Consider the following 25409-nt stretch of genomic DNA (forward strand, 5'->3'; position numbering starts at 1 on the left):
TCAGCTGTGGTCGATCTTGAGCTTGCCCTGATCGATCAATTGCTTGATCAGCGCATTCTGATCATGGCTCGTGCCCACCAGATCCACGCCCTCGACCAAGATCTTCTGGTTGAAGCCATTGCCATTCGCATCGAGTGCACCAGCCGTCGAGACCTTGATCACCGTATCGATGGTCTTACCATCGGCTTCGGTGCGGGTCTCAAGGTGCAGGAACTTGCTCAGATCACTCGAAGTCTCTTCGCCTTGCAGCAAATCGCCCAGATCAAGTGCGTCGTTACCCGAAGCACCGAAGTTCTTCACCACATCGGTGACTGGACTCGACACAGTACCCGCATCGCCCTGGTGCCAGATGAACAAGTCGTCTTCGGCCGTGCCCAGCAGCGAGTCGCCGGACGAGGTGCTGTGCACTTCATGGCTGCCGGTATCGCTAGCCATGCGCGAAGCAGCCAGCGTCGTGGCACCCGGTCCGGTCGCGTCGATGCTTATGTCCAGGCTTGCCGTATCGGTATCGCCATCGGCCTGAGTCAGCTTGTAGTCGAAATGTTCGACCTTGCCTGCTCCGGCTGCGCTCGCGGTCGGTGTGTAGGTGTAGGAGCCGTCGGCCTTGATCAGCAACGTGCCGTAGCTGCCGGTGATTGTCGTGCCGCCCGATGCCGCATTGACCCAGGTCGAACCATTGAACACCGAAAGCGTCGATGTCTCGCCCAGAGTGCCCAGCGTGTCATTGGACGTGACAGAGCCGGTGACGGCCGTGCTGCTCCAGACAATAGTGTCCGGGTTGGGAACGTTGGCCGTGAAGTCATCGAACGTCACCGCAGCATCCGTGCTGTTGCTGTTTCCCTCATGCACTGTCAAGAGAATGCGATAGGTCGCGTCCGCTTCAAGTGCCGTCGTGGTGTAGGTGCCCGTTCCGGTAATGACGCCGGAGTTGGCTTGCCCGGGAACAGCAGACCAGGTTACCCCGCCATCGGTGCTCTTGTAGAGCGTCCAGTTCACAGAATCACTTGAGTTGCTCGCATTGCTGAAGCCTGTCACCTTGAACTGCAGCGTGGTCCCCGCCACGGTCGAGGTGTAGATGGGCGTCACCGCCTTGGCATCACCGCTCGCCCGACCGTTATTGTCTGTCAGCACCAAGCCGCCGCCGGTGGAGATGCCATCCCATGTCGTGCCATTGACGGAACTGACCAGCCATTTGCCCTTGTCGCTGTTCAGCGTGTCCGTGCTCGACAGCTCGGAGTTGCTCTTGTAGACGCGAGTGCTGCTTGAATTGTCAAGCTTCCACGCGTTGGCTTCACCACTGGTGAAAGTCGCCAGCGCAGTAATCGACGGTGCGGTAGCCACGCTCTTCGATGTCAATGTTGCGCTGTTCGTATCGTCGACTGCATCCGGCTTGCTGGTGAAGCTCGCGCTCCCGTCCGCCGTACTGCTGCCGTCGGCAACTACTGCAACGACCTTGATCTCATTGACCTGCACATTCTCAGGAACGGTCATATTCAGACCGGTGATGGTGACAGCCTTGGTAATGGGATCAATGCTCACCGAGTAACTGCCGTTGCTGACCAATGGCAAGGACCAGTGAGTCGCATCAATCTGGGTTCCAGCGGACAGCGTGACGCCCTTTGGTACTTCCACAGTCACCTTCGTGACCGCCTCGGAGTAGTCCACATCCTGAGGAGTAGCCGTGATCGTGACCGGATAAGTCGTTGCCGTCGTGTAAGTTACCTTGTTGATCAGATAGTCATCATCCACACGCGGTGCGTCAAAGACGATCTGACTGATCGTGTTTCCTGCGGGCACACTCAGTTTGAACTGCGTATCCACCTTGTCGGTGCCGCCCTTGACGAATCCATAAAGACCGCTGGCCGCATTGACAGTGCCGTCTGCGTTGTATCCCAGAACAACGGGCTTTTTCGCCTCGTCAAACATTTGATAACGCGCCCACTCTCCCGAAGCCAACCAGGCAAACTGCACCGTGATGGCCGTCACAGGTACATTGAATTGAATAGCCAAAGATTCAGAACCTGACGAACTGCGTCCAATTTCAGTGGAATCGCCGGACGCGGCGCCAACCACACCAAAACCATCGTGATCCGTTCCGGTCACGACACTCACCGCCCCCTTCGAGCCATTGATGTTGTAAGCCGTCACGGTGTGGCCCGCATTTGAGCTGTTCACGCTGGTAGCAGTGATCGAAGTCGTAACCGGCGTCGATCCTGCACCCACATTCACCGTCACCAAGGGAGTATCCGCAACTGGCGTCACATCAATATCCAGCGTGCTGGTGACTCCTGTATTGGTGGTGTAGGTCACGGTCGGAACCTTGCCGCTCCAATCGCTGCTTGGCGTAAAGACATAACCGCCATTCGCAGCCAAAGAAATCGTTCCGACGACCTTGCCCGCATCCATCACGTTCACGGCACTAGCACCCACGCTGTAGGTCGAGCCGTTGACACTAAAGCTTGTAATGGCAAGAGTTCCACCCGAGACATAGCCCTCATCGTTGAGCAGCACATTCCCTGAAACAGCGTGATCCTCGGTCGTCGTGTTTTTATCAGGGAAAGCGTCGTTTACCCCGTTGATCTGGAAGGTGACATTGTTGCTGCGCTGGTCGCCGTCCTTGTCGGTAAGCGTATAGCCCATCGTCACGATGATGCTCTGACCGGTGGTCAGCGCCTGGGTGGCAGGCTTGCTGTTGTCCAGCTCGAACTTCCAGGTCCCGTCGGAGTTTTGCGTGAGCTTGCCATAGTCGCCGAGGTTGACCGTGGTGGCTCCCAGCTTGGCGCTGACGCTGCCCCAGCCGGTGGCTCCCGTGGTCGCCGCACCGTCGCCGCCAAAGCTATTGCTGTTGCCTGCTGCCGGTGCCACCGTGCCGCTCAGAGAAGTCTGCGCCGCATCTTCGGTCAGCGAGCCAGCATTGATGCTGGCCGCCACCGGGGTGTCGTCCACGATGGTGACCGTGACGGTGTTGGTGACGGTGTTGCCGTTGGCGTCCTTCGCGGTGTACGTGAAGCTATTGGTCTCTGCCTGGCCGGCCACGTCCGTGGTCGCCGAGGTCAGCGTGAAGGTGTAAGTGCCGTCCGCCTTGACCGTGTAGGTGCCGTTGGCCGTCGTGCCCGAGGCCGCCTGCGCCGTCCAACCCGACTGAAGGCTCAGGCTGCCGCTGTAGACGTTGCCTTGCCCGGCGCTCGTGCCGCCGGCCAGGCCTGCTTCGGTGACCGATCCGCCCGTGGTGGTCACGGGGGTGCCGGTCACGTCGGCCACGTTGATCGTCAGGGTGGCGGTGCTCAGGTCACCGTCGCCGTCCTTGACGGTGTAGGTGAACACGTCTGCCTCGCCCTTGGTGACGGCATTGGGGTTGGAGGTGTAGCTGTAGCTTCCGTCCTTGTTCAGGCTCAGGGTGCCGTACTGGCCCACGATCGTGAAGCCGGTGGCGTTGGCTGTGCCCTGCACGCTGCTGCTGTTGCTCACGCCCACCACAGCGCCGCCCGCATTCCAGCCGTCGGCACCGGCCTTGTCGTTGGCCAGAACGCCTGCGGCGGCTGCCACGGTCAGGGTCGAGCCTTCGCTGACGTTGCCCGAGTCGTTGGCCGCCACCGGGGTGTCGTCCACGATGGTGACCGTGACGGTGTTGGTGACGGTGTTGCCGTTGGCGTCCTTCGCGGTGTACGTGAAGCTATTGGTCTCTGCCTGGCCGGCCACGTCCGTGGTCGCCGAGGTCAGCGTGAAGGTGTAAGTGCCGTCCGCCTTGACCGTGTAGGTGCCGTTGGCCGTCGTGCCCGAGGCCGCCTGCGCCGTCCAGCCCGACTGAAGGCTCAGGCTGCCGCTGTAGACGTTGCCTTGTCCGGCGCTCGTGCCGCCGGCCAGGCCTGCTTCGGTGACCGATCCGCCCGTGGTGGTCACGGAGGTGCCGGTCACGTCGGCCACGTTGATCGTCAAGGTGGCGGTGCTCAGGTCACCGTCGCCGTCCTTGACGGTGTAGGTGAACACGTCTGCCTCGCCCTTGGTGACGGCATTGGGGTTGGAGGTGTAGCTGTAGCTTCCGTCCTTGTTCAGGCTCAGGGTGCCGTACTGGCCCACGATCGTGAAGCCGGTGGCGTTGGCGGTGCCCTGCACGCTGCTGCTGTTGCTCACGCCCACCACGGCGCCGCCCGCATTCCAGCCGTCGGCACCGGCCTTGTCGTTGGCCAGCACGCCTGCGGCGGCTGCCACGGTCAGGGTCGAGCCTTCGCTGACGTTGCCCGAGTCGTTGGCCGCCACCGGGGTGTCGTCCACGATGGTGACCGTGACGGTGTTGGTGACGGTGTTGCCGTTGGCGTCCTTGGCGGTGTACGTGAAGCTGTTGGTCTCTGCCTGGCCGGCCACGTCCGTGGTCGCCGAGGTCAGCGTGAAGGTGTAAGTGCCGTCCGCCTTGACCGTGTAGGTGCCGTTGGCCGTCGTGCCCGAGGCCGCCTGCGCCGTCCAGCCCGACTGAAGGCTCAGGCTGCCGCTGTAGACGTTGCCTTGTCCGGCGCTCGTGCCGCCGGCCAGGCCTGCTTCGGTGACCGATCCGCCCGTGGTGGTCACGGGGGTGCCGGTCACGTCGGCCACGTTGATCGTCAGGGTGGCGGTGCTCAGGTCACCGTCGCCGTCCTTGACGGTGTAGGTGAACACGTCTGCCTCGCCCTTGGTGACGGCATTGGGGTTGGAGGTGTAGCTGTAGCTTCCGTCCTTGTTCAGGCTCAGGGTGCCGTACTGGCCCACGATCGTGAAGCCGCTGGCGTTGGCGGTGCCCTGCACGCTGCTGCTGTTGCTCACGCCCACCACGGCGCCGCCCGCATTCCAGCCGTCGGCACCGGCCTTGTCGTTGGCCAGCACGCCTGCGGCGGCTGCCACGGTCAGGGTCGAGCCTTCGCTGACGTTGCCCGAGTCGTTGGCCGCCACCGGGGTGTCGTCCACGATGGTGACCGTGACGGTGTTGGTGACGGTGTTGCCGTTGGCGTCCTTGGCGGTGTACGTGAAGCTGTTGGTCTCTGCCTGGCCGGCCACGTCCGTGGTCGCCGAGGTCAGCGTGAAGGTGTAAGTGCCGTCCGCCTTGACCGTGTAGGTGCCGTTGGCCGTCGTGCCCGAGGCCGCCTGCGCCGTCCAGCCCGACTGAAGGCTCAGGCTGCCGCTGTAGACGTTGCCTTGTCCGGCGCTCGTGCCGCCGGCCAGGCCTGCTTCGGTGACCGATCCGCCCGTGGTGGTCACGGGGGTGCCGGTCACGTCGGCCACGTTGATCGTCAAGGTGGCGGTGCTCAGGTCACCGTCGCCGTCCTTGACGGTGTAGGTGAACACGTCTGCCTCGCCCTTGGTGACGGCATTGGGGTTGGAGGTGTAGCTGTAGCTTCCGTCCTTGTTCAGGCTCAGGGTGCCGTACTGGCCCACGATCGTGAAGCCGCTGGCGTTGGCGGTACCCTGCGCGCTGCTGCTGTTGCTCACGCCCACCACGGCGCCGCCCGCATTCCAGCCGTCGGCACCGGCCTTGTCGTTGGCCAGAACGCCTGCGGCGGCTGCCACGGTCAGAGTCGAGCCTTCGCTGACGTTGCCCGAGTCGTTGGCCGCCACCGGGGTGTCGTCCACGATGGTGACCGTGACGGTGTTGGTGACGGTGTTGCCGTTGGCGTCCTTCGCGGTGTACGTGAAGCTATTGGTCTCTGCCTGGCCGGCCACGTCCGTGGTCGCCGAAGTCAGCGTGAAGGTGTAAGTGCCGTCCGCCTTGACCGTGTAGGTGCCGTTGGCCGTCGTGCCCGAGGCCGCCTGCGCCGTCCAGCCCGACTGAAGGCTCAGGCTGCCGCTGTAGACGTTGCCTTGTCCGGCGCTCGTGCCGCCGGCCAGGCCTGCTTCGGTGACCGATCCGCCCGTGGTGGTCACGGGGGTGCCGGTCACGTCGGCCACGTTGATCGTCAGGGTGGCGGTGCTCAGGTCACCGTCGCCGTCCTTGACGGTGTAGGTGAACACGTCTGCCTCGCCCTTGGTGACGGCATTGGGGTTGGAGGTGTAGCTGTAGCTTCCGTCCTTGTTCAGGCTCAGGGTGCCGTACTGGCCCACGATCGTGAAGCCGCTGGCGTTGGCGGTACCCTGCGCGCTGCTGCTGTTGCTCACGCCCACCACGGCGCCGCCCGCATTCCAGCCGTCGGCACCGGCCTTGTCGTTGGCCAGAACGCCTGCGGCGGCTGCCACGGTCAGAGTCGAGCCTTCGCTGACGTTGCCCGAGTCGTTGGCCGCCACCGGGGTGTCGTCCACGATGGTGACCGTGACGGTGTTGGTGACGGTGTTGCCGTTGGCGTCCTTCGCGGTGTACGTGAAGCTATTGGTCTCTGCCTGGCCGGCCACGTCCGTGGTCGCCGAAGTCAGCGTGAAGGTGTAAGTGCCGTCCGCCTTGACCGTGTAGGTGCCGTTGGCCGTCGTGCCCGAGGCCGCCTGCGCCGTCCAGCCCGACTGAAGGCTCAGGCTGCCGCTGTAGACGTTGCCTTGTCCGGCGCTCGTGCCGCCGGCCAGGCCTGCTTCGGTGACCGATCCGCCCGTGGTGGTCACGGGGGTGCCGGTCACGTCGGCCACGTTGATCATCAGGGTGGCGGTGCTCAGGTCACCGTCGCCGTCCTTGACGGTGTAGGTGAACACGTCTGCCTCGCCCTTGGTGACGGCATTGGGGTTGGAGGTGTAGCTGTAGCTTCCGTCCTTGTTCAGGCTCAGGGTGCCGTACTGGCCCACGATCGTGAAGCCGCTGGCGTTGGCGGTACCCTGCACGCTGCTGCTGTTGCTCACGCCCACCACGGCGCCGCCCGCATTCCAGTCGTCGGCACCGGCCTTGTCGTTGGCCAGAACGCCTGCGGCGGCTGCCACGGTCAGGGTCGAGCCTTCGCTGACGTTGCCCGTGTCGGGCTTGGCTTCGGGAGCCGTGTCGGTGATGAGCACGACCAGGTTGTCGGACTTGCTCTGGTTGGCCGCATCGGTGACGGTGACCGTGAAGCTGTCCTTGACGGAGTCGTCGCCAGCGGTGTGGTCCTTGGCCGTGCCGTCTTGCTGGTAGCTATAGCTGATCTTGCCGGTGCTGGCGTCGTAGCCAGTCAGCGTGAGCTTGCCTTCGGTGCCGGTGATGACACGCGGGGTGGTGCCCAGCGCTTGCAGCTCGGCCACGGTGAGTGTGACGTTGCCGATCTGGACGCTGGCCAGGCCTTCGGGAGCGGAGACGCTCAGCTCGCCGGTGACCGGCTGGGTGGCGTTCTCGGCGATGCTGACGTTGCCGGCTGCGGCTCCGTTGGCGTCAGGGATGGTCACGCCCGGCACACCATCGGTGTGGCCGTTGATGGTGACCGTGATGGTGGTGGTGCTGAGGTCGCCGTCGGCGTCCCGGATCGTGTAGCTGAAGGTGTCCTCGAGCTTTTGGCCATCGAGCAACGCGTTCACGCGTGGGTCGTTGTTGTTGAGCTCGTAGGTGTAGCTGCCGTCGGCCTTGAGCACGATCGTGCCGTACTCGCCGCTGACTGTGGTGTTGACGCTGCCGCTGACGTTCTGGCCGCCAGTGACGGTGCCCTTGGCCACGCCCACGACGTTGGTGGCATCCGCTCCCAGGCTGTCGGCGCCGGTGCCGCTGATGACGTTGCCGCTGGCGCTCAGCCCGGTGTCTTCCGTGACGGAGGCCGTGTCGGGCTTGGCTTCGGGAGCCGTGTCGGTGATGAGCACGACCAGGTTGTCGGACTTGCTCTGGTTGGCCGCATCGGTGACGGTGACCGTGAAGCTGTCCTTGACGGAGTCGTCGCCAGCGGTGTGGTCCTTGGCCGTGCCGTCTTGCTGGTAGCTATAGCTGATCTTGCCGGTGCTGGCGTCGTAGCCAGTCAGCGTGAGCTTGCCTTCGGTGCCGGTGATGACACGCGGGGTGGTGCCCAGCGCTTGCAGCTCGGCCACGGTGAGTGTGACGTTGCCGATCTGGACGCTGGCCAGGCCTTCGGGAGCGGAGACGCTCAGCTCGCCGGTGACCGGCTGGGTGGCGTTCTCGGCGATGCTGACGTTGCCGGCTGCGGCTCCGTTGGCGTCAGGGATGGTCACGCCCGGCACACCATCGGTGTGGCCGTTGATGGTGACCGTGATGGTGGTGGTGCTGAGGTCGCCGTCGGCGTCCCGGATCGTGTAGCTGAAGGTGTCCTCGAGCTTTTGGCCATCGAGCAACGCGTTCACGCGTGGGTCGTTGTTGTTGAGCTCGTAGGTGTAGCTGCCGTCGGCCTTGAGCACGATCGTGCCGTACTCGCCGCTGACTGTGGTGTTGACGCTGCCGCTGACGTTCTGGCCGCCAGTGACGGTGCCCTTGGCCACGCCCACGACGTTGGTGGCATCCGCTCCCAGGCTGTCGGCGCCGGTGCCGCTGATGACGTTGCCGCTGGCGCTCAGCCCGGTGTCTTCCGTGACGGAGGCCGTGTCGGGCTTGGCTTCGGGAGCCGTGTCGGTGATGAGCACGACCAGGTTGTCGGACTTGCTCTGGTTGGCCGCATCGGTGACGGTGACCGTGAAGCTGTCCTTGACGGAGTCGTCGCCAGCGGTGTGGTCCTTGGCCGTGCCGTCTTGCTGGTAGCTATAGCTGATCTTGCCGGTGCTGGCGTCGTAGCCAGTCAGCGTGAGCTTGCCTTCGGTGCCGGTGATGACACGCGGGGTGGTGCCCAGCGCTTGCAGCTCGGCCACGGTGAGTGTGACGTTGCCGATCTGGACGCTGGCCAGGCCTTCGGGAGCGGAGACGCTCAGCTCGCCGGTGACCGGCTGGGTGGCGTTCTCGGCGATGCTGACGTTGCCGGCTGCGGCTCCGTTGGCGTCAGGGATGGTCACGCCCGGCACACCATCGGTGTGGCCGTTGATGGTGACCGTGATGGTGGTGGTGCTGAGGTCGCCGTCGGCGTCCCGGATCGTGTAGCTGAAGGTGTCCTCGAGCTTTTGGCCATCGAGCAACGCGTTCACGCGTGGGTCGTTGTTGTTGAGCTCGTAGGTGTAGCTGCCGTCGGCCTTGAGCACGATCGTGCCGTACTCGCCGCTGACTGTGGTGTTGACGCTGCCGCTGACGTTCTGGCCGCCAGTGACGGTGCCCTTGGCCACGCCCACGACGTTGGTGGCATCCGCTCCCAGGCTGTCGGCGCCGGTGCCGCTGATGACGTTGCCGCTGGCGCTCAGCCCGGTGTCTTCCGTGACGGAGGCCGTGTCGGGCTTGGCTTCGGGAGCCGTGTCGGTGATGAGCACGACCAGGTTGTCGGACTTGCTCTGGTTGGCCGCATCGGTGACGGTGACCGTGAAGCTGTCCTTGACGGAGTCGTCGCCAGCGGTGTGGTCCTTGGCCGTGCCGTCTTGCTGGTAGCTATAGCTGATCTTGCCGGTGCTGGCGTCGTAGCCAGTCAGCGTGAGCTTGCCTTCGGTGCCGGTGATGACACGCGGGGTGGTGCCCAGCGCTTGCAGCTCGGCCACGGTGAGTGTGACGTTGCCGATCTGGACGCTGGCCAGGCCTTCGGGAGCGGAGACGCTCAGCTCGCCGGTGACCGGCTGGGTGGCGTTCTCGGCGATGCTGACGTTGCCGGCTGCGGCTCCGTTGGCGTCAGGGATGGTCACGCCCGGCACACCATCGGTGTGGCCGTTGATGGTGACCGTGATGGTGGTGGTGCTGAGGTCGCCGTCGGCGTCCCGGATCGTGTAGCTGAAGGTGTCCTCGAGCTTTTGGCCATCGAGCAACGCGTTCACGCGTGGGTCGTTGTTGTTGAGCTCGTAGGTGTAGCTGCCGTCGGCCTTGAGCACGATCGTGCCGTACTCGCCGCTGACTGTGGTGTTGACGCTGCCGCTGACGTTCTGGCCGCCAGTGACGGTGCCCTTGGCCACGCCCACGACGTTGGTGGCATCCGCTCCCAGGCTGTCGGCGCCGGTGCCGCTGATGACGTTGCCGCTGGCGCTCAGCCCGGTGTCTTCCGTGACGGAGGCCGTGTCGGGCTTGGCTTCGGGAGCCGTGTCGGTGATGAGCACGACCAGGTTGTCGGACTTGCTCTGGTTGGCCGCATCGGTGACGGTGACCGTGAAGCTGTCCTTGACGGAGTCGTCGCCAGCGGTGTGGTCCTTGGCCGTGCCGTCTTGCTGGTAGCTATAGCTGATCTTGCCGGTGCTGGCGTCGTAGCCAGTCAGCGTGAGCTTGCCTTCGGTGCCGGTGATGACACGCGGGGTGGTGCCCAGCGCTTGCAGCTCGGCCACGGTGAGTGTGACGTTGCCGATCTGGACGCTGGCCAGGCCTTCGGGAGCGGAGACGCTCAGCTCGCCGGTGACCGGCTGGGTGGCGTTCTCGGCGATGCTGACGTTGCCGGCTGCGGCTCCGTTGGCGTCAGGGATGGTCACGCCCGGCACACCATCGGTGTGGCCGTTGATGGTGACCGTGATGGTGGTGGTGCTGAGGTCGCCGTCGGCGTCCCGGATCGTGTAGCTGAAGGTGTCCTCGAGCTTTTGGCCATCGAGCAACGCGTTCACGCGTGGGTCGTTGTTGTTGAGCTCGTAGGTGTAGCTGCCGTCGGCCTTGAGCACGATCGTGCCGTACTCGCCGCTGACTGTGGTGTTGACGCTGCCGCTGACGTTCTGGCCGCCAGTGACGGTGCCCTTGGCCACGCCCACGACGTTGGTGGCATCCGCTCCCAGGCTGTCGGCGCCGGTGCCGCTGATGACGTTGCCGCTGGCGCTCAGCCCGGTGTCTTCCGTGACGGAGGCCGTGTCGGGCTTGGCTTCGGGAGCCGTGTCGGTGATGAGCACGACCAGGTTGTCGGACTTGCTCTGGTTGGCCGCATCGGTGACGGTGACCGTGAAGCTGTCCTTGACGGAGTCGTCGCCAGCGGTGTGGTCCTTGGCCGTGCCGTCTTGCTGGTAGCTATAGCTGATCTTGCCGGTGCTGGCGTCGTAGCCAGTCAGCGTGAGCTTGCCTTCGGTGCCGGTGATGACACGCGGGGTGGTGCCCAGCGCTTGCAGCTCGGCCACGGTGAGTGTGACGTTGCCGATCTGGACGCTGGCCAGGCCTTCGGGAGCGGAGACGCTCAGCTCGCCGGTGACCGGCTGGGTGGCGTTCTCGGCGATGCTGACGTTGCCGGCTGCGGCTCCGTTGGCGTCAGGGATGGTCACGCCCGGCACACCATCGGTGTGGCCGTTGATGGTGACCGTGATGGTGGTGGTGCTGAGGTCGCCGTCGGCGTCCCGGATCGTGTAGCTGAAGGTGTCCTCGAGCTTTTGGCCATCGAGCAACGCGTTCACGCGTGGGTCGTTGTTGTTGAGCTCGTAGGTGTAGCTGCCGTCGGCCTTGAGCACGATCGTGCCGTACTCGCCGCTGACTGTGGTGTTGACGCTGCCGCTGACGTTCTGGCCGCCAGTGACGGTGCCCTTGGCCACGCCCACGACGTTGGTGGCATCCGCTCCCAGGCTGTCGGCGCCGGTGCCGCTGATGACGTTGCCGCTGGCGCTCAGCCCGGTGTCTTCCGTGACGGAGGCCGTGTCGGGCTTGGCTTCGGGAGCCGTGTCGGTGATGAGCACGACCAGGTTGTCGGACTTGCTCTGGTTGGCCGCATCGGTGACGGTGACCGTGAAGCTGTCCTTGACGGAGTCGTCGCCAGCGGTGTGGTCCTTGGCCGTGCCGTCTTGCTGGTAGCTATAGCTGATCTTGCCGGTGCTGGCGTCGTAGCCAGTCAGCGTGAGCTTGCCTTCGGTGCCGGTGATGACACGCGGGGTGGTGCCCAGCGCTTGCAGCTCGGCCACGGTGAGTGTGACGTTGCCGATCTGGACGCTGGCCAGGCCTTCGGGAGCGGAGACGCTCAGCTCGCCGGTGACCGGCTGGGTGGCGTTCTCGGCGATGCTGACGTTGCCGGCTGCGGCTCCGTTGGCGTCAGGGATGGTCACGCCCGGCACACCATCGGTGTGGCCGTTGATGGTGACCGTGATGGTGGTGGTGCTGAGGTCGCCGTCGGCGTCCCGGATCGTGTAGCTGAAGGTGTCCTCGAGCTTTTGGCCATCGAGCAACGCGTTCACGCGTGGGTCGTTGTTGTTGAGCTCGTAGGTGTAGCTGCCGTCGGCCTTGAGCACGATCGTGCCGTACTCGCCGCTGACTGTGGTGTTGACGCTGCCGCTGACGTTCTGGCCGCCAGTGACGGTGCCCTTGGCCACGCCCACGACGTTGGTGGCATCCGCTCCCAGGCTGTCGGCGCCGGTGCCGCTGATGACGTTGCCGCTGGCGCTCAGCCCGGTGTCTTCCGTGACGGAGGCCGTGTCGGGCTTGGCTTCGGGAGCCGTGTCGGTGATGAGCACGACCAGGTTGTCGGACTTGCTCTGGTTGGCCGCATCGGTGACGGTGACCGTGAAGCTGTCCTTGACGGAGTCGTCGCCAGCGGTGTGGTCCTTGGCCGTGCCGTCTTGCTGGTAGCTATAGCTGATCTTGCCGGTGCTGGCGTCGTAGCCAGTCAGCGTGAGCTTGCCTTCGGTGCCGGTGATGACACGCGGGGTGGTGCCCAGCGCTTGCAGCTCGGCCACGGTGAGTGTGACGTTGCCGATCTGGACGCTGGCCAGGCCTTCGGGAGCGGAGACGCTCAGCTCGCCGGTGACCGGCTGGGTGGCGTTCTCGGCGATGCTGACGTTGCCGGCTGCGGCTCCGTTGGCGTCAGGGATGGTCACGCCCGGCACACCATCGGTGTGGCCGTTGATGGTGACCGTGATGGTGGTGGTGCTGAGGTCGCCGTCGGCGTCCCGGATCGTGTAGCTGAAGGTGTCCTCGAGCTTTTGGCCATCGAGCAACGCGTTCACGCGTGGGTCGTTGTTGTTGAGCTCGTAGGTGTAGCTGCCGTCGGCCTTGAGCACGATCGTGCCGTACTCGCCGCTGACTGTGGTGTTGACGCTGCCGCTGACGTTCTGGCCGCCAGTGACGGTGCCCTTGGCCACGCCCACGACGTTGGTGGCATCCGCTCCCAGGCTGTCGGCGCCGGTGCCGCTGATGACGTTGCCGCTGGCGCTCAGCCCGGTGTCTTCCGTGACGGAGGCCGTGTCGGGCTTGGCTTCGGGAGCCGTGTCGGTGATGAGCACGACCAGGTTGTCGGACTTGCTCTGGTTGGCCGCATCGGTGACGGTGACCGTGAAGCTGTCCTTGACGGAGTCGTCGCCAGCGGTGTGGTCCTTGGCCGTGCCGTCTTGCTGGTAGCTATAGCTGATCTTGCCGGTGCTGGCGTCGTAGCCAGTCAGCGTGAGCCTGCCTTCGGTGCCGGTGATGACACGCGGGGTGGTGCCCAGCGCTTGCAGCTCGGCCACGGTGAGTGTGACGTTGCCGATCTGGACGCTGGCCAGGCCTTCGGGAGCGGAGACGCTCAGCTCGCCGGTGACCGGCTGGGTGGCGTTCTCGGCGATGCTGACGTTGCCGGCTGCGGCTCCGTTGGCGTCAGGGATGGTCACGCCCGGCACACCATCGGTGTGGCCGTTGATGGTGACCGTGATGGTGGTGGTGCTGAGGTCGCCGTCGGCGTCCCGGATCGTGTAGCTGAAGGTGTCCTCGAGCTTTTGGCCATCGAGCAACGCGTTCACGCGTGGGTCGTTGTTGTTGAGCTCGTAGGTGTAGCTGCCGTCGGCCTTGAGCACGATCGTGCCGTACTCGCCGCTGACTGTGGTGTTGACGCTGCCGCTGACGTTCTGGCCGCCAGTGACGGTGCCCTTGGCCACGCCCACGACGTTGGTGGCATCCGCTCCCAGGCTGTCGGCGCCGGTGCCGCTGATGACGTTGCCGCTGGCGCTCAGCCCGGTGTCTTCCGTGACGGAGGCCGTGTCGGGCTTGGCTTCGGGAGCCGTGTCGGTGATGAGCACGACCAGGTTGTCGGACTTGCTCTGGTTGGCCGCATCGGTGACGGTGACCGTGAAGCTGTCCTTGACGGAGTCGTCGCCAGCGGTGTGGTCCTTGGCCGTGCCGTCTTGCTGGTAGCTATAGCTGATCTTGCCGGTGCTGGCGTCGTAGCCAGTCAGCGTGAGCTTGCCTTCGGTGCCGGTGATGACACGCGGGGTGGTGCCCAGCGCTTGCAGCTCGGCCACGGTGAGTGTGACGTTGCCGATCTGGACGCTGGCCAGGCCTTCGGGAGCGGAGACGCTCAGCTCGCCGGTGACCGGCTGGGTGGCGTTCTCGGCGATGCTGACGTTGCCGGCTGCGGCTCCGTTGGCGTCAGGGATGGTCACGCCCGGCACACCATCGGTGTGGCCGTTGATGGTGACCGTGATGGTGGTGGTGCTGAGGTCGCCGTCGGCGTCCCGGATCGTGTAGCTGAAGGTGTCCTCGAGCTTTTGGCCATCGAGCAACGCGTTCACGCGTGGGTCGTTGTTGTTGAGCTCGTAGGTGTAGCTGCCGTCGGCCTTGAGCACGATCGTGCCGTACTCGCCGCTGACTGTGGTGTTGACGCTGCCGCTGACGTTCTGGCCGCCAGTGACGGTGCCCTTGGCCACGCCCACGACGTTGGTGGCATCCGCTCCCAGGCTGTCGGCGCCGGTGCCGCTGATGACGTTGCCGCTGGCGCTCAGCCCGGTGTCTTCCGTGACGGAGGCCGTGTCGGGCTTGGCTTCGGGAGCCGTGTCGGTGATGAGCACGACCAGGTTGTCGGACTTGCTCTGGTTGGCCGCATCGGTGACGGTGACCGTGAAGCTGTCCTTGACGGAGTCGTCGCCAGCGGTGTGGTCCTTGGCCGTGCCGTCTTGCTGGTAGCTATAGCTGATCTTGCCGGTGCTGGCGTCGTAGCCAGTCAGCGTGAGCTTGCCTTCGGTGCCGGTGATGACACGCGGGGTGGTGCCCAGCGCTTGCAGCTCGGCCACGGTGAGTGTGACGTTGCCGATCTGGACGCTGGCCAGGCCTTCGGGAGCGGAGACGCTCAGCTCGCCGGTGACCGGCTGGGTGGCGTTCTCGGCGATGCTGACGTTGCCGGCTGCGGCTCCGTTGGCGTCAGGGATGGTCACGCCCGGCACACCATCGGTGTGGCCGTTGATGGTGACCGTGATGGTGGTGGTGCTGAGGTCGCCGTCGGCGTCCCGGATCGTGTAGCTGAAGGTGTCCTCGAGCTTTTGGCCATCGAGCAACGCGTTCACGCGTGGGTCGTTGTTGTTGAGCTCGTAGGTGTAGCTGCCGTCGGCCTTGAGCACGATCGTGCCGTACTCGCCGCTGACTGTGGTGTTGACGCTGCCGCTGACGTTCTGGCCGCCAGTGACGGTGCCCTTGGCCACGCCCACGACGTTGGTGGCATCCGCTCCCAGGCTGTCGGCGCCGGTGCCGCTGATGACGTTGCCGCTGGCGCTCAGCCCGGTGTCTTCCGTGACGGAGGCCGTGTCGGGCTTGGCTTCGGGAGCCGTGTCGGTGATGAGCACGACCAGGTTGTCGGACTTGCTCTGGTTGGCCGCATCGGTGACGGTGACCGTGAAGCTGTCCTTGACGGAGTCGTCGCCAGCGGTGTGGTCCTTGGCCGTGCCGTCTTGCTGGTAGCTATAGCTGATCTTGCCGGTGCTGGCGTCGTAGCCAGTCAGCGTGAGCTTGCCTTCGGTGCCGGTGATGACACGCGGGGTGGTGCCCAGCGCTTGCAGCTCGGCCACGGTGAGTGTGACGTTGCCGATCTGGACGCTGGCCAGGCCTTCGGGAGCGGAGACGCTCAGCTCGCCGGTGACCGGCTGGGTGGCGTTCTCGGCGATGCTGACGTTGCCGGCTGCGGCTCCGTTGGCGTCAGGGATGGTCACGCCCGGCACACCATCGGTGTGGCCGTTGATGGTGACCGTGATGGTGGTGGTGCTGAGGTCGCCGTCGGCGTCCCGGATCGTGTAGCTGAAGGTGTCCTCGAGCTTTTGGCCATCGAGCAACGCGTTCACGCGTGGGTCGTTGTTGTTGAGCTCGTAGGTGTAGCTGCCGTCGGCCTTGAGCACGATCGTGCCGTACTCGCCGCTGACTGTGGTGTTGACGCTGCCGCTGACGTTCTGGCCGCCAGTGACGGTGCCCTTGGCCACGCCCACGACGTTGGTGGCATCCGCTCCCAGGCTGTCGGCGCCGGTGCCGCTGATGACGTTGCCGCTGGCGCTCAGCCCGGTGTCTTCCGTGACGGAGGCCGTGTCGGGCTTGGCTTCGGGAGCCGTGTCGGTGATGAGCACGACCAGGTTGTCGGACTTGCTCTGGTTGGCCGCATCGGTGACGGTGACCGTGAAGCTGTCCTTGACGGAGTCGTCGCCAGCGGTGTGGTCCTTGGCCGTGCCGTCTTGCTGGTAGCTATAGCTGATCTTGCCGGTGCTGGCGTCGTAGCCAGTCAGCGTGAGCTTGCCTTCGGTGCCGGTGATGACACGCGGGGTGGTGCCCAGCGCTTGCAGCTCGGCCACGGTGAGTGTGACGTTGCCGATCTGGACGCTGGCCAGGCCTTCGGGAGCGGAGACGCTCAGCTCGCCGGTGACCGGCTGGGTGGCGTTCTCGGCGATGCTGACGTTGCCGGCTGCGGCTCCGTTGGCGTCAGGGATGGTCACGCCCGGCACACCATCGGTGTGGCCGTTGATGGTGACCGTGATGGTGGTGGTGCTGAGGTCGCCGTCGGCGTCCCGGATCGTGTAGCTGAAGGTGTCCTCGAGCTTTTGGCCATCGAGCAACGCGTTCACGCGTGGGTCGTTGTTGTTGAGCTCGTAGGTGTAGCTGCCGTCGGCCTTGAGCACGATCGTGCCGTACTCGCCGCTGACTGTGGTGTTGACGCTGCCGCTGACGTTCTGGCCGCCAGTGACGGTGCCCTTGGCCACGCCCACGACGTTGGTGGCATCCGCTCCCAGGCTGTCGGCGCCGGTGCCGCTGATGACGTTGCCGCTGGCGCTCAGCCCGGTGTCTTCCGTGACGGAGGCCGTGTCGGGCTTGGCTTCGGGAGCCGTGTCGGTGATGAGCACGACCAGGTTGTCGGACTTGCTCTGGTTGGCCGCATCGGTGACGGTGACCGTGAAGCTGTCCTTGACGGAGTCGTCGCCAGCGGTGTGGTCCTTGGCCGTGCCGTCTTGCTGGTAGCTATAGCTGATCTTGCCGGTGCTGGCGTCGTAGCCAGTCAGCGTGAGCTTGCCTTCGGTGCCGGTGATGACACGCGGGGTGGTGCCCAGCGCTTGCAGCTCGGCCACGGTGAGTGTGACGTTGCCGATCTGGACGCTGGCCAGGCCTTCGGGAGCGGAGACGCTCAGCTCGCCGGTGACCGGCTGGGTGGCGTTCTCGGCGATGCTGACGTTGCCGGCTGCGGCTCCGTTGGCGTCAGGGATGGTCACGCCCGGCACACCATCGGTGTGGCCGTTGATGGTGACCGTGATGGTGGTGGTGCTGAGGTCGCCGTCGGCGTCCCGGATCGTGTAGCTGAAGGTGTCCTCGAGCTTTTGGCCATCGAGCAACGCGTTCACGCGTGGGTCGTTGTTGTTGAGCTCGTAGGTGTAGCTGCCGTCGGCCTTGAGCACGATCGTGCCGTACTCGCCGCTGACTGTGGTGTTGACGCTGCCGCTGACGTTCTGGCCGCCAGTGACGGTGCCCTTGGCCACGCCCACGACGTTGGTGGCATCCGCTCCCAGGCTGTCGGCGCCGGTGCCGCTGATGACGTTGCCGCTGGCGCTCAGCCCGGTGTCTTCCGTGACGGAGGCCGTGTCGGGCTTGGCTTCGGGAGCCGTGTCGGTGATGAGCACGACCAGGTTGTCGGACTTGCTCTGGTTGGCCGCATCGGTGACGGTGACCGTGAAGCTGTCCTTGACGGAGTCGTCGCCAGCGGTGTGGTCCTTGGCCGTGCCGTCTTGCTGGTAGCTATAGCTGATCTTGCCGGTGCTGGCGTCGTAGCCAGTCAGCGTGAGCTTGCCTTCGGTGCCGGTGATGACACGCGGGGTGGTGCCCAGCGCTTGCAGCTCGGCCACGGTGAGTGTGACGTTGCCGATCTGGACGCTGGCCAGGCCTTCGGGAGCGGAGACGCTCAGCTCGCCGGTGACCGGCTGGGTGGCGTTCTCGGCGATGCTGACGTTGCCGGCTGCGGCTCCGTTGGCGTCAGGGATGGTCACGCCCGGCACACCATCGGTGTGGCCGTTGATGGTGACCGTGATGGTGGTGGTGCTGAGGTCGCCGTCGGCGTCCCGGATCGTGTAGCTGAAGGTGTCCTCGAGCTTTTGGCCATCGAGCAACGCGTTCACGCGTGGGTCGTTGTTGTTGAGCTCGTAGGTGTAGCTGCCGTCGGCCTTGAGCACGATCGTGCCGTACTCGCCGCTGACTGTGGTGTTGACGCTGCCGCTGACGTTCTGGCCGCCAGTGACGGTGCCCTTGGCCACGCCCACGACGTTGGTGGCATCCGCTCCCAGGCTGTCGGCGCCGGTGCCGCTGATGACGTTGCCGCTGGCGCTCAGCCCGGTGTCTTCCGTGACGGAGGCCGTGTCGGGCTTGGCTTCGGGAGCCGTGTCGGTGATGAGCACGACCAGGTTGTCGGACTTGCTCTGGTTGGCCGCATCGGTGACGGTGACCGTGAAGCTGTCCTTGACGGAGTCGTCGCCAGCGGTGTGGTCCTTGGCCGTGCCGTCTTGCTGGTAGCTATAGCTGATCTTGCCGGTGCTGGCGTCGTAGCCAGTCAGCGTGAGCCTGCCTTCGGTGCCGGTGATGACACGCGGGGTGGTGCCCAGCGCTTGCAGCTCGGCCACGGTGAGTGTGACGTTGCCGATCTGGACGCTGGCCAGGCCTTCGGGAGCGGAGACGCTCAGCTCGCCGGTGACCGGCTGGGTGGCGTTCTCGGCGATGCTGACGTTGCCGGCTGCGGCTCCGTTGGCGTCAGGGATGGTCACGCCCGGCACACCATCGGTGTGGCCGTTGATGGTGACCGTGATGGTGGTGGTGCTGAGGTCGCCGTCGGCGTCCCGGATCGTGTAGCTGAAGGTGTCCTCGAGCTTTTGGCCATCGAGCAACGCGTTCACGCGTGGGTCGTTGTTGTTGAGCTCGTAGGTGTAGCTGCCGTCGGCCTTGAGCACGATCGTGCCGTACTCGCCGCTGACTGTGGTGTTGACGCTGCCGCTGACGTTCTGGCCGCCAGTGACGGTGCCCTTGGCCACGCCCACGACGTTGGTGGCATCCGCTCCCAGGCTGTCGGCGCCGGTGCCGCTGATGACGTTGCCGCTGGCGCTCAGCCCGGTGTCTTCCGTGACGGAGGCCGTGTCGGGCTTGGCTTCGGGAGCCGTGTCGGTGATGAGCACGACCAGGTTGTCGGACTTGCTCTGGTTGGCCGCATCGGTGACGGTGACCGTGAAGCTGTCCTTGACGGAGTCGTCGCCAGCGGTGTGGTCCTTGGCCGTGCCGTCTTGCTGGTAGCTATAGCTGATCTTGCCGGTGCTGGCGTCGTAGCCAGTCAGCGTGAGCTTGCCTTCGGTGCCGGTGATGACACGCGGGGTGGTGCCCAGCGCTTGCAGCTCGGCCACGGTGAGTGTGACGTTGCCGATCTGGACGCTGGCCAGGCCTTCGGGAGCGGAGACGCTCAGCTCGCCGGTGACCGGCTGGGTGGCGTTCTCGGCGATGCTGACGTTGCCGGCTGCGGCTCCGTTGGCGTCAGGGATGGTCACGCCCGGCACACCATCGGTGTGGCCGTTGATGGTGACCGTGATGGTGGTGGTGCTGAGGTCGCCGTCGGCGTCCCGGATCGTGTAGCTGAAGGTGTCCTCGAGCTTTTGGCCATCGAGCAACGCGTTCACGCGTGGGTCGTTGTTGTTGAGCTCGTAGGTGTAGCTGCCGTCGGCCTTGAGCACGATCGTGCCGTACTCGCCGCTGACTGTGGTGTTGACGCTGCCGCTGACGTTCTGGCCGCCAGTGACGGTGCCCTTGGCCACGCCCACGACGTTGGTGGCATCCGCTCCCAGGCTGTCGGCGCCGGTGCCGCTGATGACGTTGCCGCTGGCGCTCAGCCCGGTGTCTTCCGTGACGGAGGCCGTGTCGGGCTTGGCTTCGGGAGCCGTGTCGGTGATGAGCACGACCAGGTTGTCGGACTTGCTCTGGTTGGCCGCATCGGTGACGGTGACCGTGAAGCTGTCCTTGACGGAGTCGTCGCCAGCGGTGTGGTCCTTGGCCGTGCCGTCTTGCTGGTAGCTATAGCTGATCTTGCCGGTGCTGGCGTCGTAGCCAGTCAGCGTGAGCTTGCCTTCGGTGCCGGTGATGACACGCGGGGTGGTGCCCAGCGCTTGCAGCTCGGCCACGGTGAGTGTGACGTTGCCGATCTGGACGCTGGCCAGGCCTTCGGGAGCGGAGACGCTCAGCTCGCCGGTGACCGGCTGGGTGGCGTTCTCGGCGATGCTGACGTTGCCGGCTGCGGCTCCGTTGGCGTCAGGGATGGTCACGCCCGGCACACCATCGGTGTGGCCGTTGATGGTGACCGTGATGGTGGTGGTGCTGAGGTCGCCGTCGGCGTCCCGGATCGTGTAGCTGAAGGTGTCCTCGAGCTTTTGGCCATCGAGCAACGCGTTCACGCGTGGGTCGTTGTTGTTGAGCTCGTAGGTGTAGCTGCCGTCGGCCTTGAGCACGATCGTGCCGTACTCGCCGCTGACTGTGGTGTTGACGCTGCCGCTGACGTTCTGGCCGCCAGTGACGGTGCCCTTGGCCACGCCCACGACGTTGGTGGCATCCGCTCCCAGGCTGTCGGCGCCGGTGCCGCTGATGACGTTGCCGCTGGCGCTCAGCCCGGTGTCTTCCGTGACGGAGGCCGTGTCGGGCTTGGCTTCGGGAGCCGTGTCGGTGATGAGCACGACCAGGTTGTCGGACTTGCTCTGGTTGGCCGCATCGGTGACGGTGACCGTGAAGCTGTCCTTGACGGAGTCGTCGCCAGCGGTGTGGTCCTTGGCCGTGCCGTCTTGCTGGTAGCTATAGCTGATCTTGCCGGTGCTGGCGTCGTAGCCAGTCAGCGTGAGCTTGCCTTCGGTGCCGGTGATGACACGCGGGGTGGTGCCCAGCGCTTGCAGCTCGGCCACGGTGAGTGTGACGTTGCCGATCTGGACGCTGGCCAGGCCTTCGGGAGCGGAGACGCTCAGCTCGCCGGTGACCGGCTGGGTGGCGTTCTCGGCGATGCTGACGTTGCCGGCTGCGGCTCCGTTGGCGTCAGGGATGGTCACGCCCGGCACACCATCGGTGTGGCCGTTGATGGTGACCGTGATGGTGGTGGTGCTGAGGTCGCCGTCGGCGTCCCGGATCGTGTAGCTGAAGGTGTCCTCGAGCTTTTGGCCATCGAGCAACGCGTTCACGCGTGGGTCGTTGTTGTTGAGCTCGTAGGTGTAGCTGCCGTCGGCCTTGAGCACGATCGTGCCGTACTCGCCGCTGACTGTGGTGTTGACGCTGCCGCTGACGTTCTGGCCGCCAGTGACGGTGCCCTTGGCCACGCCCACGACGTTGGTGGCATCCGCTCCCAGGCTGTCGGCGCCGGTGCCGCTGATGACGTTGCCGCTGGCGCTCAGCCCGGTGTCTTCCGTGACGGAGGCCGTGTCGGGCTTGGCTTCGGGAGCCGTGTCGGTGATGAGCACGACCAGGTTGTCGGACTTGCTCTGGTTGGCCGCATCGGTGACGGTGACCGTGAAGCTGTCCTTGACGGAGTCGTCGCCAGCGGTGTGGTCCTTGGCCGTGCCGTCTTGCTGGTAGCTATAGCTGATCTTGCCGGTGCTGGCGTCGTAGCCAGTCAGCGTGAGCTTGCCTTCGGTGCCGGTGATGACACGCGGGGTGGTGCCCAGCGCTTGCAGCTCGGCCACGGTGAGTGTGACGTTGCCGATCTGGACGCTGGCCAGGCCTTCGGGAGCGGAGACGCTCAGCTCGCCGGTGACCGGCTGGGTGGCGTTCTCGGCGATGCTGACGTTGCCGGCTGCGGCTCCGTTGGCGTCAGGGATGGTCACGCCCGGCACACCATCGGTGTGGCCGTTGATGGTGACCGTGATGGTGGTGGTGCTGAGGTCGCCGTCGGCGTCCCGGATCGTGTAGCTGAAGGTGTCCTCGAGCTTTTGGCCATCGAGCAACGCGTTCACGCGTGGGTCGTTGTTGTTGAGCTCGTAGGTGTAGCTGCCGTCGGCCTTGAGCACGATCGTGCCGTACTCGCCGCTGACTGTGGTGTTGACGCTGCCGCTGACGTTCTGGCCGCCAGTGACGGTGCCCTTGGCCACGCCCACGACGTTGGTGGCATCCGCTCCCAGGCTGTCGGCGCCGGTGCCGCTGATGACGTTGCCGCTGGCGCTCAGCCCGGTGTCTTCCGTGACGGAGGCCGTGTCGGGCTTGGCTTCGGGAGCCGTGTCGGTGATGAGCACGACCAGGTTGTCGGACTTGCTCTGGTTGGCCGCATCGGTGACGGTGACCGTGAAGCTGTCCTTGACGGAGTCGTCGCCAGCGGTGTGGTCCTTGGCCGTGCCGTCTTGCTGGTAGCTATAGCTGATCTTGCCGGTGCTGGCGTCGTAGCCAGTCAGCGTGAGCTTGCCTTCGGTGCCGGTGATGACACGCGGGGTGGTGCCCAGCGCTTGCAGCTCGGCCACGGTGAGTGTGACGTTGCCGATCTGGACGCTGGCCAGGCCTTCGGGAGCGGAGACGCTCAGCTCGCCGGTGACCGGCTGGGTGGCGTTCTCGGCGATGCTGACGTTGCCGGCTGCGGCTCCGTTGGCGTCAGGGATGGTCACGCCCGGCACACCATCGGTGTGGCCGTTGATGGTGACCGTGATGGTGGTGGTGCTGAGGTCGCCGTCGGCGTCCCGGATCGTGTAGCTGAAGGTGTCCTCGAGCTTTTGGCCATCGAGCAACGCGTTCACGCGTGGGTCGTTGTTGTTGAGCTCGTAGGTGTAGCTGCCGTCGGCCTTGAGCACGATCGTGCCGTACTCGCCGCTGACTGTGGTGTTGACGCTGCCGCTGACGTTCTGGCCGCCAGTGACGGTGCCCTTGGCCACGCCCACGACGTTGGTGGCATCCGCTCCCAGGCTGTCGGCGCCGGTGCCGCTGATGACGTTGCCGCTGGCGCTCAGCCCGGTGTCTTCCGTGACGGAGGCCGTGTCGGGCTTGGCTTCGGGAGCCGTGTCGGTGATCTGGATGACCAAGTCATTGCTGCGAGTCTCGCCGGCAAAATCCTTGACGGAAACTTGGAATAGGTCGCGGACCGAGTCATCACCAGCACCGTGGTCAGCGGCGCCGCCAGTCTCCTGGTAGGCGTAGGTGATCTTGCCGGTGGCAGCGTCGTAGCCGCTGACGGTCAGGATGCCCTTGTCAGTGGTGATGACTACCGGGCTGGTGGCGGTGGCGCCGGTGATGTCCTTGCCGCCGACGGTGACGCCGGCGATGCCGGCTTCGGCGATGACCGTCACGGAACCGGTGACGGTATTGCCCGTGCCTTCGACCACGCTGTTGTGGGCAGTGCTCACGCCGCCGTCGCTGTCCTCGGGCGTGATGACCGGAAGCGCATCGGTCTGACCGGTGATGGTGATGGTCAGCGTGGCGGTGCTGGTACCGCCTTCACTGTCCGTGACGGTATAGGTGATCGAGCTGGTTGCCGTCTGGCCGGTAGCTAGGTACTGGAAGGCATTGCCGGGGTTGAACGAGTACGAACCGTCGGCATTAAGGATGAACGTACCGCCGTTGGAGCCAGCCGTCGGCGTGCCTACGCTGGCGGTGGCACCATTGACTTGCGAGACAGTCAGGGTGTCGCCGTCCGGGTCAACGTCATTGGCCAAGACGCCGTTCTGAGCGTCGACATTGAGCGTGGTGTCCTCGTCCGTGGTACCTGTATCGTCGGCGGCAGAGGGGGCCGGGTTGGTGACGTCCCAGTTGAAATTCTGGGAGGTCGTAGCGCCGGATGGGTCGGTCGCAGTCACAGTGACCGTGTAGACACCGTTGTTGCCGCCCTGCGAAGCGGAATGATCGATGCTGCCAGTGATTAGGCCGGTGTTCGGATCGATGCTCAGGCCTGGCGGCAAGCCGGCTGCGGTGTAGGTGAGTTTGTCGCTGGTGTCCGGGTCCGAGAAATGGCTGGATACGTCATAGCTCACACCGGCTTGAGCATCGATGCCCGAAGTGTCGGAAATGGAAGTGGAAACCGGACCGTCGTTGGTACCAGTGATGGTAACGATGATGGTCTGGGTCGCTGTGCCGCCGTGACCGTCGTCGACGGTCACGGTGATGGTATCGGTGACCTTCTGACCTTCGGCCAGGCCCTGCACGTCCTTGTTGGCATTGTCCAGGTTGTAGGTCCAGTTGCCCGAGCCGTCCACGGAGAAGGAGCCGTAGCTGCCCTTGCCGCCGTTGTTCACGCTCCAGGTGTGTGTGTCGGTGGTGTCGACGTCGCTGACGTCGAGCTTGCCGGTGGCGGTGGTAGCACCGTCCTCGACCACAGCGCCGTCCGTGTTGCCACTGAGAACGGGGGCATCGTTGGTGCCGACGATGGTGATAGTCAATGTCGCAGTAGAGCTGGCACCGTCTTTATCGACCAGGGTGTAGGTAAAGGTCTCGACCAGGGACTCACCCTCAGCCAATGCCTGCACAGTCTTCAAACCGCTGTCGAGCTGATAGCTATAGCTGCCGTCGGTATTGAGGATGATCTTGCCGTACAGCCCTTGATCTGCGCCAACCAGAGCCACACGATGTTCTGTGATGCTACCTTCACCCAGCTTGTCGTTGCTCAGAACATTGCCTTGCAAGTCAGATACGGCATCCTCGAAGGTCACGCCCGAGTCCGCACTGGCCTGGGGAATGCTCGCAGGCTGGGTCGGCGTCCCTTGATCGGTGCCTTCCGGCAAAGCGCCCCCCCCCACTGAAAAGCGGAAGCACTGTAGTCACTGGAGCAGAACGTCCGTATTCCAGCGCCAGCGGCGACACGGCCTCAATGATGCTGGAAAGACGCACAAAAGTGCTGCCGCCTTCGCTACCGCCGGACAAGGTGGCCGCCGTGGGATCCAGCTCATCGAATGGGTCCCCTCCTGCATTGATGGCCGCAATGATCTGGTCGATCTCGGTGCTCGCAGGACTCGCTACAGCAGCCTCTTCCACTGTAGGCGGCTGAACCAGGTCAGCGGTGAGATGCACATCCTGGTTCTCGCCCACCATCAGCGGTGGCTGACCATCCGCCTGCAGCTGCACGGTGCTGCCGGACGCCGTAACGATCTCGGCATCGGCGGGGATACGCATGCCTTCATGGAGTACCGTCAGATTGCCATCAGGACCACGCATCCAAGCCTGGCCAGTGAGTTTGGTAACGAGAACGGTTTGAGCTGCCATGAGGGTCTGCCTATCCAGTCAGATTAAAAAGTGAAGGTGCACAAAGGCACCTGTCCAATAATTCAACTGACATAGTAGAAGCCAACACCCCGCCGCACTATTGGCGTCAAAGCCAATCAGGATCGGTTTTATTCGGTGTCTGCTGCCGAACATCAAAAAAGCCTGAAGCCTG

General features: G+C 64.9%; 2 protein-coding genes. Both read right to left on the minus strand.

Features of this window, described 5'->3' with window-relative positions; genetic code table 11:
- Positions 1–24687 carry a VCBS domain-containing protein gene (locus O987_RS28870; protein ID WP_158407680.1) on the minus strand — a complete coding sequence of 8229 codons (24687 nt, stop codon included), beginning with the start codon at positions 24685–24687 and terminating at the stop codon, positions 1–3.
- On the minus strand, positions 24662–25237 hold the full coding sequence (locus tag O987_RS28875) for a retention module-containing protein (protein ID WP_144244941.1): 576 nt from the start codon (positions 25235–25237) through the stop codon (positions 24662–24664). Before O987_RS28875 ends, O987_RS28870 begins: the two co-directional genes overlap by 26 nt.
- Positions 25238–25409 lie beyond the last annotated feature (172 nt).

This window comes from Comamonas testosteroni TK102, from assembly GCF_000739375.1.
Taxonomy (GTDB): Bacteria; Pseudomonadota; Gammaproteobacteria; order Burkholderiales; family Burkholderiaceae_C; genus Comamonas; species Comamonas brasiliensis.